The 16,097-nt window shown below is 39.4% G+C and carries 18 protein-coding genes; 5 read left to right on the plus strand and 13 right to left on the minus strand.

Features of this window, described 5'->3' with window-relative positions; translation table 11 throughout:
• Positions 1–99: 99 nt before the first annotated feature.
• The 4 genes from fabF to I2484_RS03095 all read right to left on the minus strand — a co-directional run bounded on the left by fabF (position 100) and on the right by I2484_RS03095 (position 4,162).
• Positions 100–1,335 carry a beta-ketoacyl-ACP synthase II gene (gene fabF / locus I2484_RS03080; RefSeq protein WP_207149549.1) on the minus strand — a complete coding sequence of 412 codons (1,236 nt, stop codon included), beginning with the start codon at positions 1,333–1,335 and terminating at the stop codon, positions 100–102.
• A gap of 29 nt (positions 1,336–1,364) precedes the next feature.
• The gene (locus I2484_RS03085) at positions 1,365–1,946 is read right to left on the minus strand and encodes a TetR/AcrR family transcriptional regulator (protein WP_207149550.1); all 582 of its coding nucleotides are present in this window, start codon (positions 1,944–1,946) and stop codon (positions 1,365–1,367) included.
• A gap of 110 nt (positions 1,947–2,056) precedes the next feature.
• Positions 2,057–2,896, minus strand: a complete 840-nt coding sequence (locus I2484_RS03090; protein WP_207149551.1) for an aldo/keto reductase — start codon at positions 2,894–2,896, stop codon at positions 2,057–2,059.
• Between the two features lie 66 nt (positions 2,897–2,962).
• Positions 2,963–4,162, minus strand: a complete 1,200-nt coding sequence (locus I2484_RS03095) for an MFS transporter (RefSeq protein ID WP_207149552.1) — start codon at positions 4,160–4,162, stop codon at positions 2,963–2,965.
• A 193-nt stretch (positions 4,163–4,355) separates the two neighbouring features.
• Here I2484_RS03095 and I2484_RS03100 point away from each other — a divergent pair, with 193 nt between their 5' ends.
• Complete coding sequence (locus tag I2484_RS03100) at positions 4,356–4,727, plus strand: winged helix-turn-helix transcriptional regulator (RefSeq protein ID WP_207149553.1); 372 nt, start codon at positions 4,356–4,358, stop codon at positions 4,725–4,727.
• A gap of 128 nt (positions 4,728–4,855) precedes the next feature.
• Here I2484_RS03100 and I2484_RS03105 read toward each other — a convergent pair whose 3' ends face one another.
• The 5 genes from I2484_RS03105 to I2484_RS03125 form a co-directional block, all read right to left on the minus strand.
• Positions 4,856–6,073, minus strand: coding sequence for a cation:dicarboxylate symporter family transporter (locus I2484_RS03105; protein WP_207149604.1), 1,218 nt, complete (start codon positions 6,071–6,073; stop codon positions 4,856–4,858).
• A gap of 135 nt (positions 6,074–6,208) precedes the next feature.
• Positions 6,209–6,514, minus strand: coding sequence for a DUF4870 domain-containing protein (locus I2484_RS03110; RefSeq protein WP_207149554.1), 306 nt, complete (start codon positions 6,512–6,514; stop codon positions 6,209–6,211).
• A 63-nt stretch (positions 6,515–6,577) separates the two neighbouring features.
• Positions 6,578–7,819 carry a beta-N-acetylhexosaminidase gene (gene nagZ / locus I2484_RS03115; protein ID WP_207149555.1) on the minus strand — a complete coding sequence of 414 codons (1,242 nt, stop codon included), beginning with the start codon at positions 7,817–7,819 and terminating at the stop codon, positions 6,578–6,580.
• Between the two features lie 24 nt (positions 7,820–7,843).
• Positions 7,844–8,239 carry a DnaJ family domain-containing protein gene (locus I2484_RS03120; protein ID WP_255551029.1) on the minus strand — a complete coding sequence of 132 codons (396 nt, stop codon included), beginning with the start codon at positions 8,237–8,239 and terminating at the stop codon, positions 7,844–7,846.
• A 14-nt stretch (positions 8,240–8,253) separates the two neighbouring features.
• On the minus strand, positions 8,254–8,487 hold the full coding sequence (locus I2484_RS03125; protein WP_207149556.1) for a hypothetical protein: 234 nt from the start codon (positions 8,485–8,487) through the stop codon (positions 8,254–8,256).
• Positions 8,488–8,641: 154 nt separating this feature from the next.
• On the opposite strand from I2484_RS03125, the gene I2484_RS03130 reads away from it, so the two are divergent.
• Positions 8,642–9,919 carry an erythromycin esterase family protein gene (locus I2484_RS03130; RefSeq protein WP_207149557.1) on the plus strand — a complete coding sequence of 426 codons (1,278 nt, stop codon included), beginning with the start codon at positions 8,642–8,644 and terminating at the stop codon, positions 9,917–9,919.
• Positions 9,920–10,012: 93 nt separating this feature from the next.
• On the opposite strand, the gene I2484_RS03135 is transcribed toward I2484_RS03130, so the two are convergent.
• The 4 genes from I2484_RS03135 to I2484_RS03150 all read right to left on the minus strand — a co-directional run bounded on the left by I2484_RS03135 (position 10,013) and on the right by I2484_RS03150 (position 12,170).
• On the minus strand, positions 10,013–10,336 hold the full coding sequence (locus tag I2484_RS03135) for an ArsR/SmtB family transcription factor (protein ID WP_207149558.1): 324 nt from the start codon (positions 10,334–10,336) through the stop codon (positions 10,013–10,015).
• The gene (locus I2484_RS03140) at positions 10,336–10,761 is read right to left on the minus strand and encodes an SRPBCC family protein (RefSeq protein ID WP_207149559.1); all 426 of its coding nucleotides are present in this window, start codon (positions 10,759–10,761) and stop codon (positions 10,336–10,338) included. The genes I2484_RS03135 and I2484_RS03140 overlap by 1 nt, the downstream gene beginning before the upstream one ends.
• A 147-nt stretch (positions 10,762–10,908) precedes the next feature.
• Positions 10,909–11,391: a PaaI family thioesterase gene (locus tag I2484_RS03145; protein ID WP_207149560.1), complete on the minus strand. Its 483-nt coding sequence runs from the start codon at positions 11,389–11,391 to the stop codon at positions 10,909–10,911.
• Between the two features lie 50 nt (positions 11,392–11,441).
• The gene (locus I2484_RS03150; RefSeq protein WP_207149561.1) at positions 11,442–12,170 is read right to left on the minus strand and encodes an AAA family ATPase; all 729 of its coding nucleotides are present in this window, start codon (positions 12,168–12,170) and stop codon (positions 11,442–11,444) included.
• 124 nt (positions 12,171–12,294) lie between these two features.
• Here I2484_RS03150 and I2484_RS03155 point away from each other — a divergent pair, with 124 nt between their 5' ends.
• The 3 genes from I2484_RS03155 to pepF all read left to right on the plus strand — a co-directional run bounded on the left by I2484_RS03155 (position 12,295) and on the right by pepF (position 16,043).
• On the plus strand, positions 12,295–12,738 hold the full coding sequence (locus I2484_RS03155) for a hypothetical protein (RefSeq protein ID WP_207149562.1): 444 nt from the start codon (positions 12,295–12,297) through the stop codon (positions 12,736–12,738).
• An 895-nt stretch (positions 12,739–13,633) separates the two neighbouring features.
• Complete coding sequence (locus tag I2484_RS03160; protein ID WP_207149563.1) at positions 13,634–13,939, plus strand: hypothetical protein; 306 nt, start codon at positions 13,634–13,636, stop codon at positions 13,937–13,939.
• Positions 13,940–14,210: 271 nt separating this feature from the next.
• Entirely contained in the window at positions 14,211–16,043 is a 1,833-nt protein-coding gene (gene pepF / locus I2484_RS03165) for an oligoendopeptidase F (protein WP_207149564.1), read from the plus strand.
• Positions 16,044–16,097: the final 54 nt, after the last annotated feature.

Raw genomic sequence — 16,097 nt, forward strand, 5'->3', positions numbered from 1 at the left:
TTAACAAGTAACTACAGGTTGATATAAATATCTCCCTCAAATCTGCTTCGGCGCTTAGGGGATGCCACGCTTGGTTTTCATATGTTCAATTTTCTATAGTTACTTAATAAATTTCTTAAAAGCAAGTACTGCATTATGTCCACCAAAACCAAAGCCATTTGAAATTGCATAGTTAATTTTCATTTTCACTGCTTCATTAGGAACGTAATTTAAATCACATTCTCCATCTGGATTTTCGTAATTAATAGTAGCTGGTGCAATATCTTCCAATATACTTTTGAGCGTTATAATCGCTTCGATACCACCCGCTGCTCCAAATAGGTGCCCTGTCATCGATTTTGTTGAGCTTACCTTTAATTGGTAGGCATGAGCTCCAAATGTAGCTTTTATGGCTTTCGTTTCTGATTTATCTCCCTCTGGCGTACTTGTTCCATGCGCATTAATATAATCAACGTCAGTTGGGTTAATTCGTGCCATTTCTAAAGCCAATTTCATCGCTCTCGCTGCTCCATCAAAATCCGGGGATGTAATATGATAGGCATCCGTTGTTGAACCGTAACCAACAATCTCGCCCAGGATCGTTGCCCCTCGTTTTTCAGCATGTTCGTACTCTTCAAGCACTAAAATCCCAGCTCCCTCTGACATAACAAAACCATCACGCTCACGATCGAAAGGCCGGCTCGCTTTTTCAGGTGAATCATTTAAAGTTGACATTGCTCTCATTCTTGAGAAGCCGGCAAATGATAACGGATTTATTGACGCTTCTGCTCCTCCTGCTACAATAGCATCGGAATAACCATGTAAAATATTTAAGTACGCTTCACCTATTGCGTGGTTACCTGTTGCACAGGCAGAAACCGGCGAAAAACTCGGCCCTTTAAAACCATATTTAATAGCTATTATACCTGCCGCCATATTACTAATCATCATTGGTGCCATAAATGGAGAGACCTTTCTTACGCCTCTTTCTAATAGATGTTTATGATTTTCGAGTACGGTGTCAATTCCACCAATTCCAGATCCAACGTAAACCCCTATTCGTTCCTTATTCACGGTACCCGAATTGAGTGCTGATTGATCTAACGCTTGTTTCGCCGCTGCATAAGCATACTGTGCGAACAAATCATATTTCCCTAATTCTTTTTTATCAAAGTAGTTTTCTGCGGGAAAGTCATTTACAATCCCGGCAATTCTAGTGTTAATTTCTTTGAAATCATCAGCCTCAATTTTTTTGATACCAGATTTACCTTCTTTAATATGATTCCAAAGCGTATCTACATCATTCCCTAACGGCGATACGACTCCATATCCTGTTACCACAACTCGACGTTTCATATAATACCTCCAATAAATTCGTAATTTCACTACTTATGCCTAACTTCATGGTTTCCCTTTACAAGTAGTTTCAATTGATCAAGTACGATTGAATACAAATCTTCTCCTACTACACGTCTATATTGCAGCGCGCCTTTTATACTCGATATTATTAGGGTGGCAAATGCTCCTGTATCTTGTGTTATTTCAAGTTTTCCTTCTTTCTTTATTTCATCAAGAATTTTTGCTAGGTAGTCTATCTCCATTATACTCAATTGTTGTACACTCTCTTGCATAGCCATTGGTAAAAAGTTATAGTCAGCTTGTAAAGATGATAGTGGGCAGACTTCATTGTTTCCAATCTCATTAGCTCTTCTTGAGATAAACTCCCATGGTTTATCATCACTATTTATTGGAGCTTGTTCAATGTTCAAAAAAGATTTTTCCAGACCTTCCTTTAACTTTGTACAAACGGCAAGACCTAAATCTTCTTTCTTTATGAAGTGATAATGAATGCTTGCTTTAGTTACACCAAGTTCCTTAGCCAAATCGTCATAACTAAAAGACAAATAGCCCTTTTCTCGAATATTTCTAAGTGCTAGCTCAATAATTTGTGATTTTCTATTTTCCATACCTCGATACTAACTTACTAATAGGTAAGTGTCAATTACTTCTAGTTATTACCCTTGTATATCGATACAAGAAAAGACCCTATCAAAGTAAAGATAGGGTCTTGGTTAAGTTAAAAGTCAAAGTTATCAGGGTCTGGACCAACTCGGTGATTCTGATTCAAACTATCGATGCGTTTCATATCATCTGCCGTTAATTCAAAATCAAACACAGTTGCATTTTCAACTATACGATGTTCTTTCGTTGATTTCGGAATTGTGATGACACCATTTTGTAAATCCCATCGTAAAATAATTTGGGCAACGGATTTCCCATATTTATCTGCAATTTCTTGAAGATCTACGTTATCGAGCAACCCTCCCTGCATAAGTGGGGACCATGCCTCTAACTGAATATCATTTTTTCGGCAAAATGCTTGCAGTTCTTTTTGCGTCAAACGTGGATGGTATTCTACTTGATTCACCATTGGTTTAATTTCCGCATCCTTCATCAAATCTGCAAGATGCTGAATTTGAAAATTACTTACGCCAATCGCTTTAACCCGTCCTTCTTTATAAAGTGTTTCTAGTGCTCTCCACGCCTCTTTATATTTCCCTGCTACTGGCCAGTGAATAAGGTATAGATCCAAATAATCTAAATCAAGTTTCGTTAAGCTCTCTTCGTAAGCTGCAATTGTTGATTCGTAGCCCAACTCTGAATTCCAAACTTTTGATGTGATAAATAGATTTTCTCTCGCAATACCTGTTTCTTCAACTGCCTCACGAACACCTTGTCCTACGCCAACTTCATTGCCGTAAATAGCAGCTGTATCGACACTGCGATAGCCATGTGTAATCGCAGTTTTCACCGCATTTACTAATTCTTGTCCCTCATCAACTTTAAATACACCGAGACCTAGCCAAGGCATTTTCACACCATTTTGCAACGTTGTTGTCGATTGTAAGTTTTCCATAAATTTATATCCTCCTATTTTTTATTTAAATTTGTGTTGCGGATTACTAAGTTCCAACACCCCCTTTCAGGATAGGTTAATCCTTTGCTGATCTTTTCTTTCCAGCACCCGACTGATACCTGTTAATATGGCTGCAATCAGCACCATTGCCCCCCCAATCCAAGCCGTGTGAATGAGTCCAATCGAATCAGTTACCACTCCACCTACGTACGCACCCATCGCAATTCCGGCATTAAATGCGGCGATGTTCATAGCAGAGGCAACATCAACTGCACTTGGGACAAAACGTTCGGCTAACATGACGACATACACTTGAAGCCCTGAAACGTTCATAAATGCAAACAAGCCCATGAAAAGTATTGTCACCAAACCCACGACTTTAAATGGTGCCGTGAATGTTAATATGAAAAGCACAGTCGCTTGGGCAATAAACATATAGAACAGCGAACCAATCGGATTTTTATTTGACAGCTTCCCACCAATCATATTGCCGAGTGCAATCGCAATTCCGTAAACAAGTAAGATGATTACGATGGTTCCTTGTTTAAATCCTGTTATCGTCTGAAGCAATGGAGATAAGTACGTGAATACGACAAATGTTCCTCCGTACCCTAGTGCTGTAATAGTCAATACCAGCAATATCCGGCTATTTGTTATGAGCTTAACTTGGTCCCGAATCGTTGTCGGAGTACTTTGACGTAAATCGGATGGAACAAGGATACTGTTGGCAATAAACCCTATAATCCCTATGACTACGATTGCCACAAAGGCAAAGCGCCAACCAAACTGTTGTCCAATAAATGTCCCAAATGGAACTCCTGTAATCGTAGCAACAGTAAGTCCTGTAAACATGATTGAAATCGCACTTGCTCTACGATTTTCAGGAACTAAATCAGCAGCAATGGTCGATCCAATTGACATAAACACACCATGTGCAAACGCTGAAATGACACGGGCCACTAGCAAAACGGTAACGCTTGTTGCACCCGCCGCAATCCCGTTTCCTATGATAAAGACTATCATAATCCATAATAACAGTTTTTTTCGTGGCATTCTTGAAGTGAGTGATGTTAAAACCGGTGCGCCTATCATTACGCCTAACGCATACAGGGATACAGTTAGCCCCGCCGTTGTCACTGATATATCTAAGTCATGAGAAATAAGAGGCAACAGCCCAACACTAATAAATTCTGTTGTTCCAATAGCAAATGCACTGACAGCTAATGCAAGCAATGCAAACATGCTTCTCCTTTTATCTAAAGTCATTTTTTTCATCCTTTCTTTTTCCATGTTGTATGATTGAATTTGCGGAGAGCAAAATTAAATACCTAGTGCAATTCACCTTCAAATGTTAGTATGAGTCAAAGGGATTAAAAAGAAAAGTACGCACTTTAAAGTACTATAGCTACCAATAAGTTATATAGGTACTTTTTGGTACCCATTAGTGAGGAGGATAAGCATGACAAAAAAGAAGTATAATATATCCGTTGAAGCGACATTAGAAGTCATCGGGGGCAAATGGAAATGTGTGATTCTTTGCCATTTAACACATGGTAAAAAAAGAACGAGTGAATTGAAACGCCTTATGCCTGACATCACGCAAAAAATGCTCACGCAACAATTACGTGAGCTAGAAGCAGATGGCGTTATTAACAGAATTGCCTACAACCAGGTTCCACCGAAAGTAGAGTACGAATTGAGTGAATACGGTTTAAGTTTAGAAGGAATATTAGATTCGTTATGTGCATGGGGGAACTTACATATTATGAAAGTTTATGGAGATAAGTTTTCCGTACTAGAGGATAGCATTTTAAACGACAAGCTAAAATAATCAACTACAAGAAAAGGACAGGACCCAAAAATTATGCATATTAATTCCCCTATCGTCTACTAGAGGCATACTGAATAATGTAAAAAACGCCTTCCGCACTATTTTGCGGAAGGCGTTTTTTCGGTACGTCATTCAGTTGGTACCACTTCGATTCTGCTCTTTTCAGTTCCTGCAACAACTACCGCTGCTGATGCATCCCCTACAATGTTCAAGGTTGTACGCATCATATCCAAAATCCGGTCAATACCTGCGATGAGTGCAATTCCTTCAAGAGGCATATTGACAGAGGTTAAAACCATCGCCAACATGATCATGCCAGCACCCGGAACTCCAGCTGTTCCTATTGAAGCTAAGATTGTGATTAAGACAATAGTTAAAAGTTGAGTGAATGACAAATTCAGATTGTAAAATTGTGCAATGAATACAACTGCAACACCTTGATAAATAGCCGTACCATCCATATTAATCGTTGCACCTAGTGGGAGAACGAAGCTCGATATTTTATTCGGTACACCAAGGTTTTCATTCGTATTTTTAATGGTGACCGGTAATGTCCCTGCACTGCTTGCCGTACTGAACGCGACGAGTGCAGCTGGAGAAATTCCTTTAAAAAACTTGATGGGGCTCATCTTCCCCCACACTTTTACAGCAGTCGAGTAAACAATCGCAGCATGGAGGATGCAGGCAATAAAAACGGCTGCTATCACTTTCACAAGTGGCAATAGCACGGATAATCCATACTGACCGACAACCGGAGCGAGCAATCCAAGAATACCGAGTGGTGCCACCTTCATGACCATGCCGGTTATTTTATACATTACTTCTGCAAAACCTTCAAAAAACCGAAAAACTGGTTGAGCTTTTTCCCCAACAAATGTTATAGCTAAACCGATGAACAATGCAAAGAAGATGATTTGTAGTATATTCCCCGCAGCTAAAGCTGTAAACGGATTTTCTGGAACAATATTCAATATTGTTGTAATTACGCTTTGTGGTTCTTGAGTAGCCGATTCTGGAATAGTTAAACCTTCTGTCGAAATCGTAAGTCCTTTACCAGGTGATACCGTAAATGCGACAGCAAGGCCAATGACGATTGCAATCGCGGTCGTAACTAAATAGTACGACATCGTTTTAATACCGATTCTCCCCAGCTGTTTCGGATCGGATGTTCCTGCAACACCAACGACTAGTGTCGATAAAATAAGCGGGGCAATGATGAATTTAATTAACCGTAGAAATAGATCCCCAAACGGCTTCAAGAAATCAATGGAACTTCCAAAAATACTTCCTAAAATAATGGCCAAGACGAATGCTATAAAAATTTGCGTGACAAGATTAAATTTTATTTTCATTTTTTCTCTCCCTTCCTCATTTTTTACTTACTCCATCTTATACAAAGCAAACCATTAATATGAATAAAAAAATGACGCGTCCCGTATGAAATAACTACGAAACACGCCTTTATTTTATTGATAACCCAATTAAATCCATCTACCTACAATCGGATAATTGTACTTTTCGTCATTTAGTGCTTTGACAATTGCTATGATTGGAACAATCACCCACATTAATCCGAATCCAATTAGCATTGGAATACCGACAATCACAATAATAAGTATCGTAGAAACAACAATCAGTGCCCCCATTACCAGTTGGAATAAGATTGCTTGAATCGCCATCCTTTTGACCTCTAAATCATCAATAACAAGATAAATGATGAACGGTACCAAAAACGGCATAAAGAAAGCACTAGCATGAACTAACACTTTTAATCCTTTATTCTCCATTTAATAAACCTCCCAAGCTTTTCTTCTATCATATTATACGAATGAGAGGGCTGGAAGATTCATTTAGTTCAGCTGGAGCTTATCGTACATTTCATTGATTTTATCCACATCAACTTTTTCATGCACTTCATCTGATATACTATATTTCTCTTTCAGCATTAAAATTCGCTTTACACTCTCATTTAGCCGCTGTTCTGTGATGTCTCCTGCTTCAATTGCCTTGATGAGCGCATTGAAAGTGTTTAGTTGATCTTCATAACCGCGGACTACAAGTAACAAATCACTTCCCGCAACGAAGGACTGTACAGCTGCTTCAGGGATTGTGTAGTCATTCACAATTGCTCCCATCGTCAGGTCATCCGTTATGATAACACCTCCAAATTGCATTTGGTTGCGCAGCAACCCCGTAATGATAGCTTTTGACATGGAGGCTGGATAATCAGGATCAAGTGCTAGGAATAAAATATGAGCGACCATTACAGCATCAGCGCCTTCTTCAATGGCCTTTTGAAATGGAACTAACTCTACGCTACGAAGAGTTTCCAAGGTTGTTTCCACTCTTGGTAACGCCTTATGCGAATCAATAACCGTATCACCATGTCCTGGAAAATGTTTAACGACAGGAATAACGCCATTGTCCACCATTCCATGCATCGTCGATATGCCCAGCTTAGCGACTTGATAGGGATCTGATCCAAAAGAGCGATCCCCGATAACTGGATTTCTCGGGTTACTATTAACATCCAATACAGGTGCGAAATTCATATTATAACCGAATTCGTTAAGCACTCGAGCTAAATAGGTGCCAACTCGATAACTCACCGATTCATCATTGAGTTTACCGATTTGCGCACTTGTTGGTAATTTTGGTATACCGGCAGGCAGTCTGGATACATGTCCTCCTTCTTCATCGACAGAAAGGAATAAAGGACTTTTACTGGGTTCATTCGCTTTTTTCATGTCATTAATAAGTTGCAATAATTTAGGTGTTGTGGATACATTTTTCCCCATAATAATAACGCCACCAACATGATAATTACGGATGAGGTTATCCATTTCGTTAGAAAACGACGTACCTTCCACGCCAACCATAAGCAACTGTCCGACTTTTTCTTCCAGTGTCATTTGGTCAACTATTTTTTCTACAATTGATAAAACAATCTCCTCCTTTTTTGTAGGTTCTGTAATCGGTGAGTTTGTTACATCTTTTTCTTTATCGTTATTTTTTTGTGTAGATTGCGAACATCCTGACATCAATAAAATGCAATAAACAACGAGAAAAATGAACTTATAATTACGATTCACCGTCACTCCCCTTTTCTTATTACTTCATTTCCAGCGATCAATTGCAGCTTCAATATTACTAAGCGACACTGGTCCTTTCTGCATAGGTGGTGGACAAGATTTATTGTATTCAATTATTTTCCCGCTTAATTTATCTATTCTCAATTCCAACTCTGCTGTACTATCAGCCCTTCGAATAGCTGCAATTGCAAGTACTTCATCACGAATTTCGTTCTGTAGCTTCAGCCAATGTGGTTTATAACCGGCATCTTTTGCGATAAGTTGAAAATGCTGGAACGTATCACCAGAAAAGTACTCTTGTGATAACGGTTTCCCTTGGCCCGCCAAATTATCCATGCCACCTTTTTTGGTATACTCTTTTAAAATATCGCCAATTAGGTCGTTGTATGGTGGGTTTAATTTATCGTCGCTCATACTCATTCACTCCCCCTCCTTTATATTTTCATGATTTCATTTTTCCCAGATGTATAATCCAGCTTCATTTTTTCCAATTCAATTTTCATCTTTTCAGTTTCCATGATGAAGTTTTGCTGTTTTAGTTTTTCCAGTTCGATTTCATCGCGCATAAATCCCCCTTTGATCTTGACGATTCTTCTTTGGTGATCCGTAATTATTGCAGTGATTGGTACACTCATCACAAGCCCGACTATAATAACTCCCTCTAGCATTTTAATCGCCCCTTATTCATGTAATTAGTTCAATTATACATTATCACAATTATCTGTCATACAATTTCAAAATATTTTGTTCAACTTTCAAAGGGTACGATGCGAATAGTTGGGTATACTTCCATAATACGTTGCAGGAAATGGGGTTATCCAATTGAAGTTCACGCTTGAGGAAGCCGTTAAAAATTATGCACTCCCTTTTCAATCTGATGCGGATCTTTCAACAATAATCGAGGCCATAGGTGATGCAAAAATCGTCTTATTAGGAGAAGCAAGCCATGGGACGTCGGAATTTTACACAGTTCGCGCTAAGCTGTCCAAAATGCTAATTGAACAGAAAGGGTTTTCAGCCATCGCGGTCGAAGGTGATTGGCCGTCTGCTCAACAGGTTAATCGCTACATAAAAGGATATAGTGAAAGTAAAGATGATGCTGAGGAAGTATTGAAAGCTTTCGGCAGATGGCCGACATGGATGTGGGCTAATGAAGAGATTGTGGGGTTTATCGACTGGTTGAAAACGCACAACGAAAAAAGTATCCCCGATCAAAAAATCGGATTTTACGGAATTGATCTATATAGCCTTTGGGAATCAATGGAGGAAATTATCCGTTACTTAACAGAATCCAATCCTGCAGGTGCCGATCTTGACCTCGCTAAAAAAGCTTTTTCCTGCTTTGAACCTTTCAACGGCATGCCAGATCATTATGCAATTTCCACAGTACATTTTTCACAAGTGTGCATTGACGAAGTGAGTGATTTATTATCGTCCATTCGTTCTCATAATAAACACTATGAAGTAGGTCAGGAAACCACTTTAAATTTAAAAGTGAATGCTCTGGTTACAAAAAATGCAGAAGAATATTACCGCGCCATGCTTAAAGACAATGCACTTTCCTGGAATATTCGTGATGAACATATGGTTGAGGCGATTAATGAAGTAATGAATCATTATGGGGATGATGCGAAAATCATCATTTGGGAACATAACACGCATATTGGAGATGCCCGTGCAACAACAATGCAGGAGGACGGAATGCTCAACGTCGGTCAATTGCTTCGAGAGCAAAATAAGGAAGAAGATGTCTATGCAGTAGGATTCGGGACGCATCGCGGCACAGTTATCGCAGCTGCGGAGTGGGGAGTCCCTTTCGAAATAATAGAAGTCCCTCCCGCTCGTCAACATTCGTGGGAAGATTTATTACACAAGTCAGGCGCTTTTAATAAGTTATTCATTTTCAACGAAGAAAACCGACACTATTTCACCAGCTGGATTGGCCATCGAGCAATTGGGGTCGTCTACAACCCTGAATACGAGCAATTCGGTAACTATGTACCGTCTCAAATCGGAAATCGCTATGATGCTTTTATTTTTATTGATCAAACAAAATCGCTGGAACCCCTGAAGGTAGCAGAAACGGCAACTGACATATGACGTTATGATAGCGGGAAAATAAAAATCGTGATTGATGAATTAATCACGATTTTTTCTGTATCAAAAGTGGGATTCTTGAACTTCTTAATGTAGTTATTCTTCGCTGTGATTATTTTCAACAACATTTTTAAGTATGGCGAGTTTATTATCCCATAATTGTTCATAGAAGGTAAGCCATGTTCGCAATTTTTGTAGTGGCTTGGCTTCCAAACAATATAACTTTTCGCGGCCTATTTTTCGTGCAACTACGAGTCCAGCTGATTCTAATACATACAGATGTTTCGTTACAGCAGTTCGACTCATTGTGAAATGGCTACTAATTGTTGAAATTGATAATTCTTTACCAGCGAGTAATTCAAGCAATCGGCGCCGAGTCGGATCAGCGATTGCTTGAAAAACATCGTATTTTTCAGCCATTAACCTTCAACTACATGTTTCAGTTTTTGTACAAGTCCATCCCATCCGCCAGACATACGTGAACGCACCACTGCATGTGATTCACCAAACTCCGTCTGATTTTCTTCGTTCCATCCCGCGTGGACTAGTGTTAATTGGGTCTGACCATCTTTTTCTTTCAACTCAAACGTAATTAGCCATTCCTCTCCCCACTCGAAAGATAAGCGATTTGGTGGATTCACTTCCGTCACTTTACACACCGAATTGCCCCACGGTCCCGCTTGTAGGATAAACTCTTTTCCTTCAATTGGTTGCATATCATTCGGCATAAACCAAGCACCTATTCCTTCAGCTGTAGCAACATATCCCCAAACTTTTTCGATGGTAGCGTTGATGAGTATATTTTTTCTTACTTCAGCAAAACGTTCATTATCATTAATTGACATATAAATACCTCCCGTATAATAAGCGAAACCATTTAGTTGCATATATAACTATATACAACCAAATGGTTGCATGTCAATTGTTATTTTAGTGTTCATTAAAAAAGCTGACTGCACGCGGCAACCAGCTGTTTACATTTCCTTATTCCATTAGTTCGCAGCAAATGTTGCTGGCATAACAACTGCAATGACTTCCCCTGTTGCAACGACTATGTCATCCGCAAATACTTCAACAGATACCTTAAATTTCTTCGGATGAATTTCTTCCACTTTCCCAACTGCTTTTAACAACGTTCCTTGCTTAGTTGGTTTCATATAATTCACGTTTAATGACGCTGTGACAAAGCGCGGAGGTTCTTCTCCACCACCTGGCTCATTCCCATTTTTCCGGTGCAGCGCAAGTGCAGCCGAACCCGTCCCATGACAATCAACAAACGATGCAATCAACCCTCCATAGACAAATCCTGGAATCGCAATATGCTTCGGTGACGGTTCATAATACGATACCGTCTCTTCCCCTTGCCACGCCGTCCGGAAATGGTAACCGTCTTCATTTAAGCGCCCACAACCGAAACACCAAGCGAAATCATCCGGATAGTCGTCTTGAATTGCATGTACTACTTCTTTAGTCATCCCACTCATCCCCCATTCCTACACAATCATTATAACATTCCGACAATCAATTAATCCTCTAAAATATCTTTCAAAAACTTTTCTCTATGATCCAGGAAATATTTTGTAATCTGATAGTGCTCCGTCATTTCATATTCAGTTTCCTTTATTGCTCCATCATCAAAACTTAAGATTGTCGCATCGGGATAGCCTAAAATTATGGGCGAATGTGTTGCAATGATGAACTGGCAATTTTCTTCCCTGACAAGATCATGCATGATACGTAGAAACGACAGCTGCCTTTGCGGTGATAATGCGGCTTCCGGCTCATCGAGTAAATAAATCGCCTTTCCATTGAAACGATTTAAGAATAATGACAGAAATGATTCACCATGGGACTGATGATGTAGTGATTTCCCTCCGTAATCACGGTAAGAGCCATAGGGTTCTTTCGCCATTTCATCAACGTGAGAAGCAAAATGATAAAAAGATTCAGCCCGTAAAAAGAATCCGTTCGTCACTTTCGGCATCCAAGACAAGCGTAGATAATCACTTAATGCACTTTCAGACGCATCTACTTCATAGGTATTATTCCTACCTCCCCCTGCCGCATTAAACCCGCATAAATCGGCAATCCCCTCAAGCAATGTCGATTTCCCTGAACCATTCTCCCCAACAAAAAATGTAATGCTGTTTGTTAGATCTAATTCCGTTAGTGATCGTATTGAAGGAATAGAAAATGGATACTCCTTCTCTGATTGAGTTTCTTTATGAAGAAGCGTTATTTTTTTCAAAAACATTTAATTATACCCCCTTTCTACAAATTTTCCCGTGTGATTCTGCATAGATTATTAATGTACAAGCATGATCCCGTAGATCTTCATCTGCGTATACTAAAGAAATGAATTACAGGGGGAATAGAACATGAAAATAAGGGCACTATTATTGATTGCGATTATGATCATGGGCACATATGCAATGATCCAAGTTTTCCTGGGCTACGATAAGAAAGAGGTTTTAGCGGTTCTTGACACCACAAAATCTCCATTTAGTTTAATGACCTTTTCAGAACCTTCCCTTTCAGGGGCTGCCCCAAAAATTTGGAATGTCGATGATGATTCTGAAATTGAAAGCTTACTTGAATTCCTTCAAGATTATCACGTTAGGAAATTAAAGCCTAACAAAATCAATAAGGTCGATGACATCAACCAGTTCATTATTAACTTAACAGATAAAAATGGAGACAACTTTAGCATTGTTGTTAATGAGGACTTAATCATCGAGAACTCATCGCTCTATTACGAAGTCGTTGACGGTCCAATAGACGTGGATTGGATTGTTCAGTTTTTCATCAGCAATAAAATTTAACCAATCAAATTATGAGCGCACGAAAGTCACTCTATTCTTGTCCTTTTTATTTAATTACACGTCTGTTGATTTACCAAACATACTAGTCAATAAATTGAACACACCTTAGCCACTACTTGTATAGTTGCTTTAGTTTGCTTAGGATTGAATGACTTCTATACGATTACCGGGATGTCTGGATGTGTAGGGATGTGACTTAGTCGCATTCCTACACACTTTTTTCTGTAATCGTATGGTGGTTATTCATCCGCCCTGCTCCAAGTGCATAAGTACACGAAGTGCAGATGCTTTTCGGGACGAAAGAATAGCGGTGCTTCTTATCTGGATAAAAGCCGCCAAAGATGCAATTTTGGCGGCTGAAAATTTCTTTATGGTTATCTCTTTATTATTTTAAAGAAGTGTCACTTTCGATTATGCATCACACGATTAGATTCATACCCTTTGTTAAAAGTAAGCAAGAAGCACATTATACAACGAGCAATAGTACCCGAAATTGCATCTTCGGGTACTTGTACTCTCTATAGAAAGTCATCTATTCTTTTCTTCCAAAACAACTACATGTTTCACTTAAAAATTTTAGGAACGCGACAGGCAACAATTCACAACAGGATTACTGAAAAAATGTGGCTAGAAGTGATGGAGTCACTTCTAGCAACACTATGGCCCCTCAGTAAATCTGTCATGAATAGTTAGCCGTAAGCGGGCTGAAAATAATCCAGTGAAAATGAAGGATATCAAGCCCTTCTCACCAGTATTTCATGCAAATAATTGGTTAATCAACAGACCTGATTTAATTACTAAATCACTGTTCCTTATTTATACTTACGTTAACCCCTTAGAACTTTCACATTTCGTATATACTTATGAGAACTGTACGTAAAAGGAGCTAACTAACATGGAATTTAAAAGCATCGATGAACAAGTCATTCAAAAGTATCAACAAGATGAGCAGCTGATGATTCGGTTGTTTGTACAATGGTGCGCTAATAATGAAGTGAATCCGCATGAGTTATATAGCCGCGCATATCCAGACCAACAAGAAAATGAGACGATGAAGAAAATAGTTGAAGAAGCCAAATACGAAGAAGAAATCGACATTGATAACGAAACAATGCTGGATGTCCTACAACTTTTCGGCAATGATGATCTTGCTTTTATCCTAACAGATGAAATCGAACGTCTTTCAAAAAAGCACAAATAATACTATCTAAGTTAAACTATTTAATACGCTGTATAACTGAGTGTTGGCGCCATTCAAGGGGTAGCCGAAGCCATAAGACTGATAGCGCTGCAGTCAGGCTTATGGCGGGAGGCATTCCCGAGCGCCGTAGCGGATTAGAATGGAATCTTTATTTTAATGACCTTATCTGAAAATTGTTAAAAGGGTGATTACTTTTTACTTTTACACTATTCTACTATATACTATATACTATTATTTAGTTCGACATCCGTAATAAAAGGGAGAGATTAGAATGGTAAAGAGTATGCAGCTGCGTTCAGAAGTAAAGACAGATGAAACTTGGAATCTGCAAGATCTTTTCAAAACAGAAGATGCATATAATGCTGCAGTAATTGAATTGGAAAAAGAAGTCGATGAATATGCAGTAAAATTCAATGGCAACATTAAAGATGCAAAATCCGCAATTGAGGCACTGGTAGCCTATGCGGCTGTTTATGAAAAAGTGGTGCCTGTTGGTACGTATACGAGTTTGTCGTCAAGTACAGACCAAACTGATGACGAAGCACAAATGCGTTCAAGCAAGTTCGGTTCTACTGCTGCAAAAATAAACAGCAAACTATCATTCGTCAACAGTGAGCTTTCTGAGTTACCCGTAGATGTTTTGGAAGATGCAATGAAACGGTCGGGCGATTTTAAAAATTACTTGGAGAAATTGATTCGCAAAAAAGAGTACCAATTGCACCCTGAAGTTGAGAAAACATTAGCCGCCTTCTCTTCCACATTCGCTGGCCCATATGGTTTGTATAACACGACGAAAATGGTTGATATGTCATTTGATGATTTTGAAGTCGATGGGAAAAGTTATCCGTTAAGCTATGTGTCCTTCGAAGGTGACTGGGAGGGCGAAACAAATACTACCAAACGCCATGCGGCATTCGAAGCATTCTCAGCTAAGTTAAAAGACTATCAACATACAACTGCGAAAACATATGATATGCATTTGCAAACGGAAAAAACGACAGCTGACCTTAGAGGCTATAATTCGATTTTCGATTACTTATTGTTCAATCAAGAAGTCGATAAGCCCATGTATGACCGTCAAATTGATTTAATCACAAAAGAGCTTGCACCGCATATGCGAAAGTACGCAAAACTTCTGCAAAAAGTTCACGGACTTGATAAAATGACGTTTGCTGACTTAAAGATTTCGCTTGATCCAACGTACGAACCTAAAATAACGGTAGATGAATCGAAGAAATATATTGATGATGCCCTTGCCATTATGGGTGATGATTACATGGATATGGTGGATCGTTCATACAAAGAACGATGGATTGATTTCGCTCAGAACAAAGGTAAATCTACGGGTGCATTCTGTTCTAGCCCATACGGCAATCATCCATACATCCTTATTTCATGGACAGGCAGTATGAATGATGTATTCGTCTTAGCTCATGAATTAGGCCATGCAGGTCATTTCTACAATGCAAACCGGGAGCAAAACGTATTCAATGCACGCCCGTCACTGTATTTCATCGAAGCTCCTTCGACGATGAATGAAATGCTCGTGGCAAACCACTTGCTTTCAAACTCGGAAGATCCGAAATTCAAACGTTGGGTCATTTCATCAATCGTGGCACGCACATACTACCATAACTTCGTGACGCATTTACTAGAAGCCGCCTATCAGCGAAAAGTCTATGAACGCATTGACGCAGGTGGAAGTGTCAATGCCGGTGTGTTAAACACCTTGAAACGCGGCGTACTTGAAGAGTTTTGGGGAGAAGATGTGGAGATTAATGAGGGTGCTGAACTTACATGGATGCGCCAGCCACACTACTATATGGGCTTGTATCCATACACATACAGTGCTGGACTCACTATCTCCACACAGGTATCCAAGCGCGTCTTGGAGGAAGGTCAGCCTGCTGTCGATGAATGGCTCGAAGTATTGAAAGCTGGCGGAACAAAATCTCCTGCTGAACTTTCAAAAATGGCGGGTGTTGATATTACAACAGAAAAACCATTGCGTGACACAATTGCTTATATCGGTGATTTGATTGATCAGCTAGTTGTGTTGACTGAGGAAATTGAAGCAAGCGAAACGGCTAATGTTTCACAATAAAATCAAATAAAGCTGACGAAACCTTAATGGTTTCGCCAGCTTTTTGCAGTGCGC

Origin of the sequence: Sporosarcina sp. E16_8, assembly GCF_017347095.1 — a bacterium.
GTDB lineage: Bacteria > Bacillota > Bacilli > Bacillales_A > Planococcaceae > Sporosarcina.

Coding starts and splice junctions, on each gene's coding strand:
- fabF (WP_207149549.1), bottom strand. CDS start 1,335: ATGAAACGTCGAGTTGTGGTAACAGGATATGGAGTCGTATCGCCGTTA.
- I2484_RS03085 (WP_207149550.1), bottom strand. CDS start 1,946: ATGGAAAATAGAAAATCACAAATTATTGAGCTAGCACTTAGAAATATT.
- I2484_RS03090 (WP_207149551.1), bottom strand. CDS start 2,896: ATGGAAAACTTACAATCGACAACAACGTTGCAAAATGGTGTGAAAATG.
- I2484_RS03095 (WP_207149552.1), bottom strand. CDS start 4,162: ATGACTTTAGATAAAAGGAGAAGCATGTTTGCATTGCTTGCATTAGCT.
- I2484_RS03100 (WP_207149553.1), top strand. CDS start 4,356: ATGACAAAAAAGAAGTATAATATATCCGTTGAAGCGACATTAGAAGTC.
- I2484_RS03110 (WP_207149554.1), bottom strand. CDS start 6,514: ATGGAGAATAAAGGATTAAAAGTGTTAGTTCATGCTAGTGCTTTCTTT.
- I2484_RS03120 (WP_255551029.1), bottom strand. CDS start 8,239: ATGAGTATGAGCGACGATAAATTAAACCCACCATACAACGACCTAATT.
- I2484_RS03125 (WP_207149556.1), bottom strand. CDS start 8,487: ATGCTAGAGGGAGTTATTATAGTCGGGCTTGTGATGAGTGTACCAATC.
- I2484_RS03135 (WP_207149558.1), bottom strand. CDS start 10,336: ATGGCTGAAAAATACGATGTTTTTCAAGCAATCGCTGATCCGACTCGG.
- I2484_RS03140 (WP_207149559.1), bottom strand. CDS start 10,761: ATGTCAATTAATGATAATGAACGTTTTGCTGAAGTAAGAAAAAATATA.
- I2484_RS03145 (WP_207149560.1), bottom strand. CDS start 11,391: ATGACTAAAGAAGTAGTACATGCAATTCAAGACGACTATCCGGATGAT.
- I2484_RS03150 (WP_207149561.1), bottom strand. CDS start 12,170: ATGTTTTTGAAAAAAATAACGCTTCTTCATAAAGAAACTCAATCAGAG.
- I2484_RS03155 (WP_207149562.1), top strand. CDS start 12,295: ATGAAAATAAGGGCACTATTATTGATTGCGATTATGATCATGGGCACA.
- I2484_RS03160 (WP_207149563.1), top strand. CDS start 13,634: ATGGAATTTAAAAGCATCGATGAACAAGTCATTCAAAAGTATCAACAA.
- pepF (WP_207149564.1), top strand. CDS start 14,211: ATGGTAAAGAGTATGCAGCTGCGTTCAGAAGTAAAGACAGATGAAACT.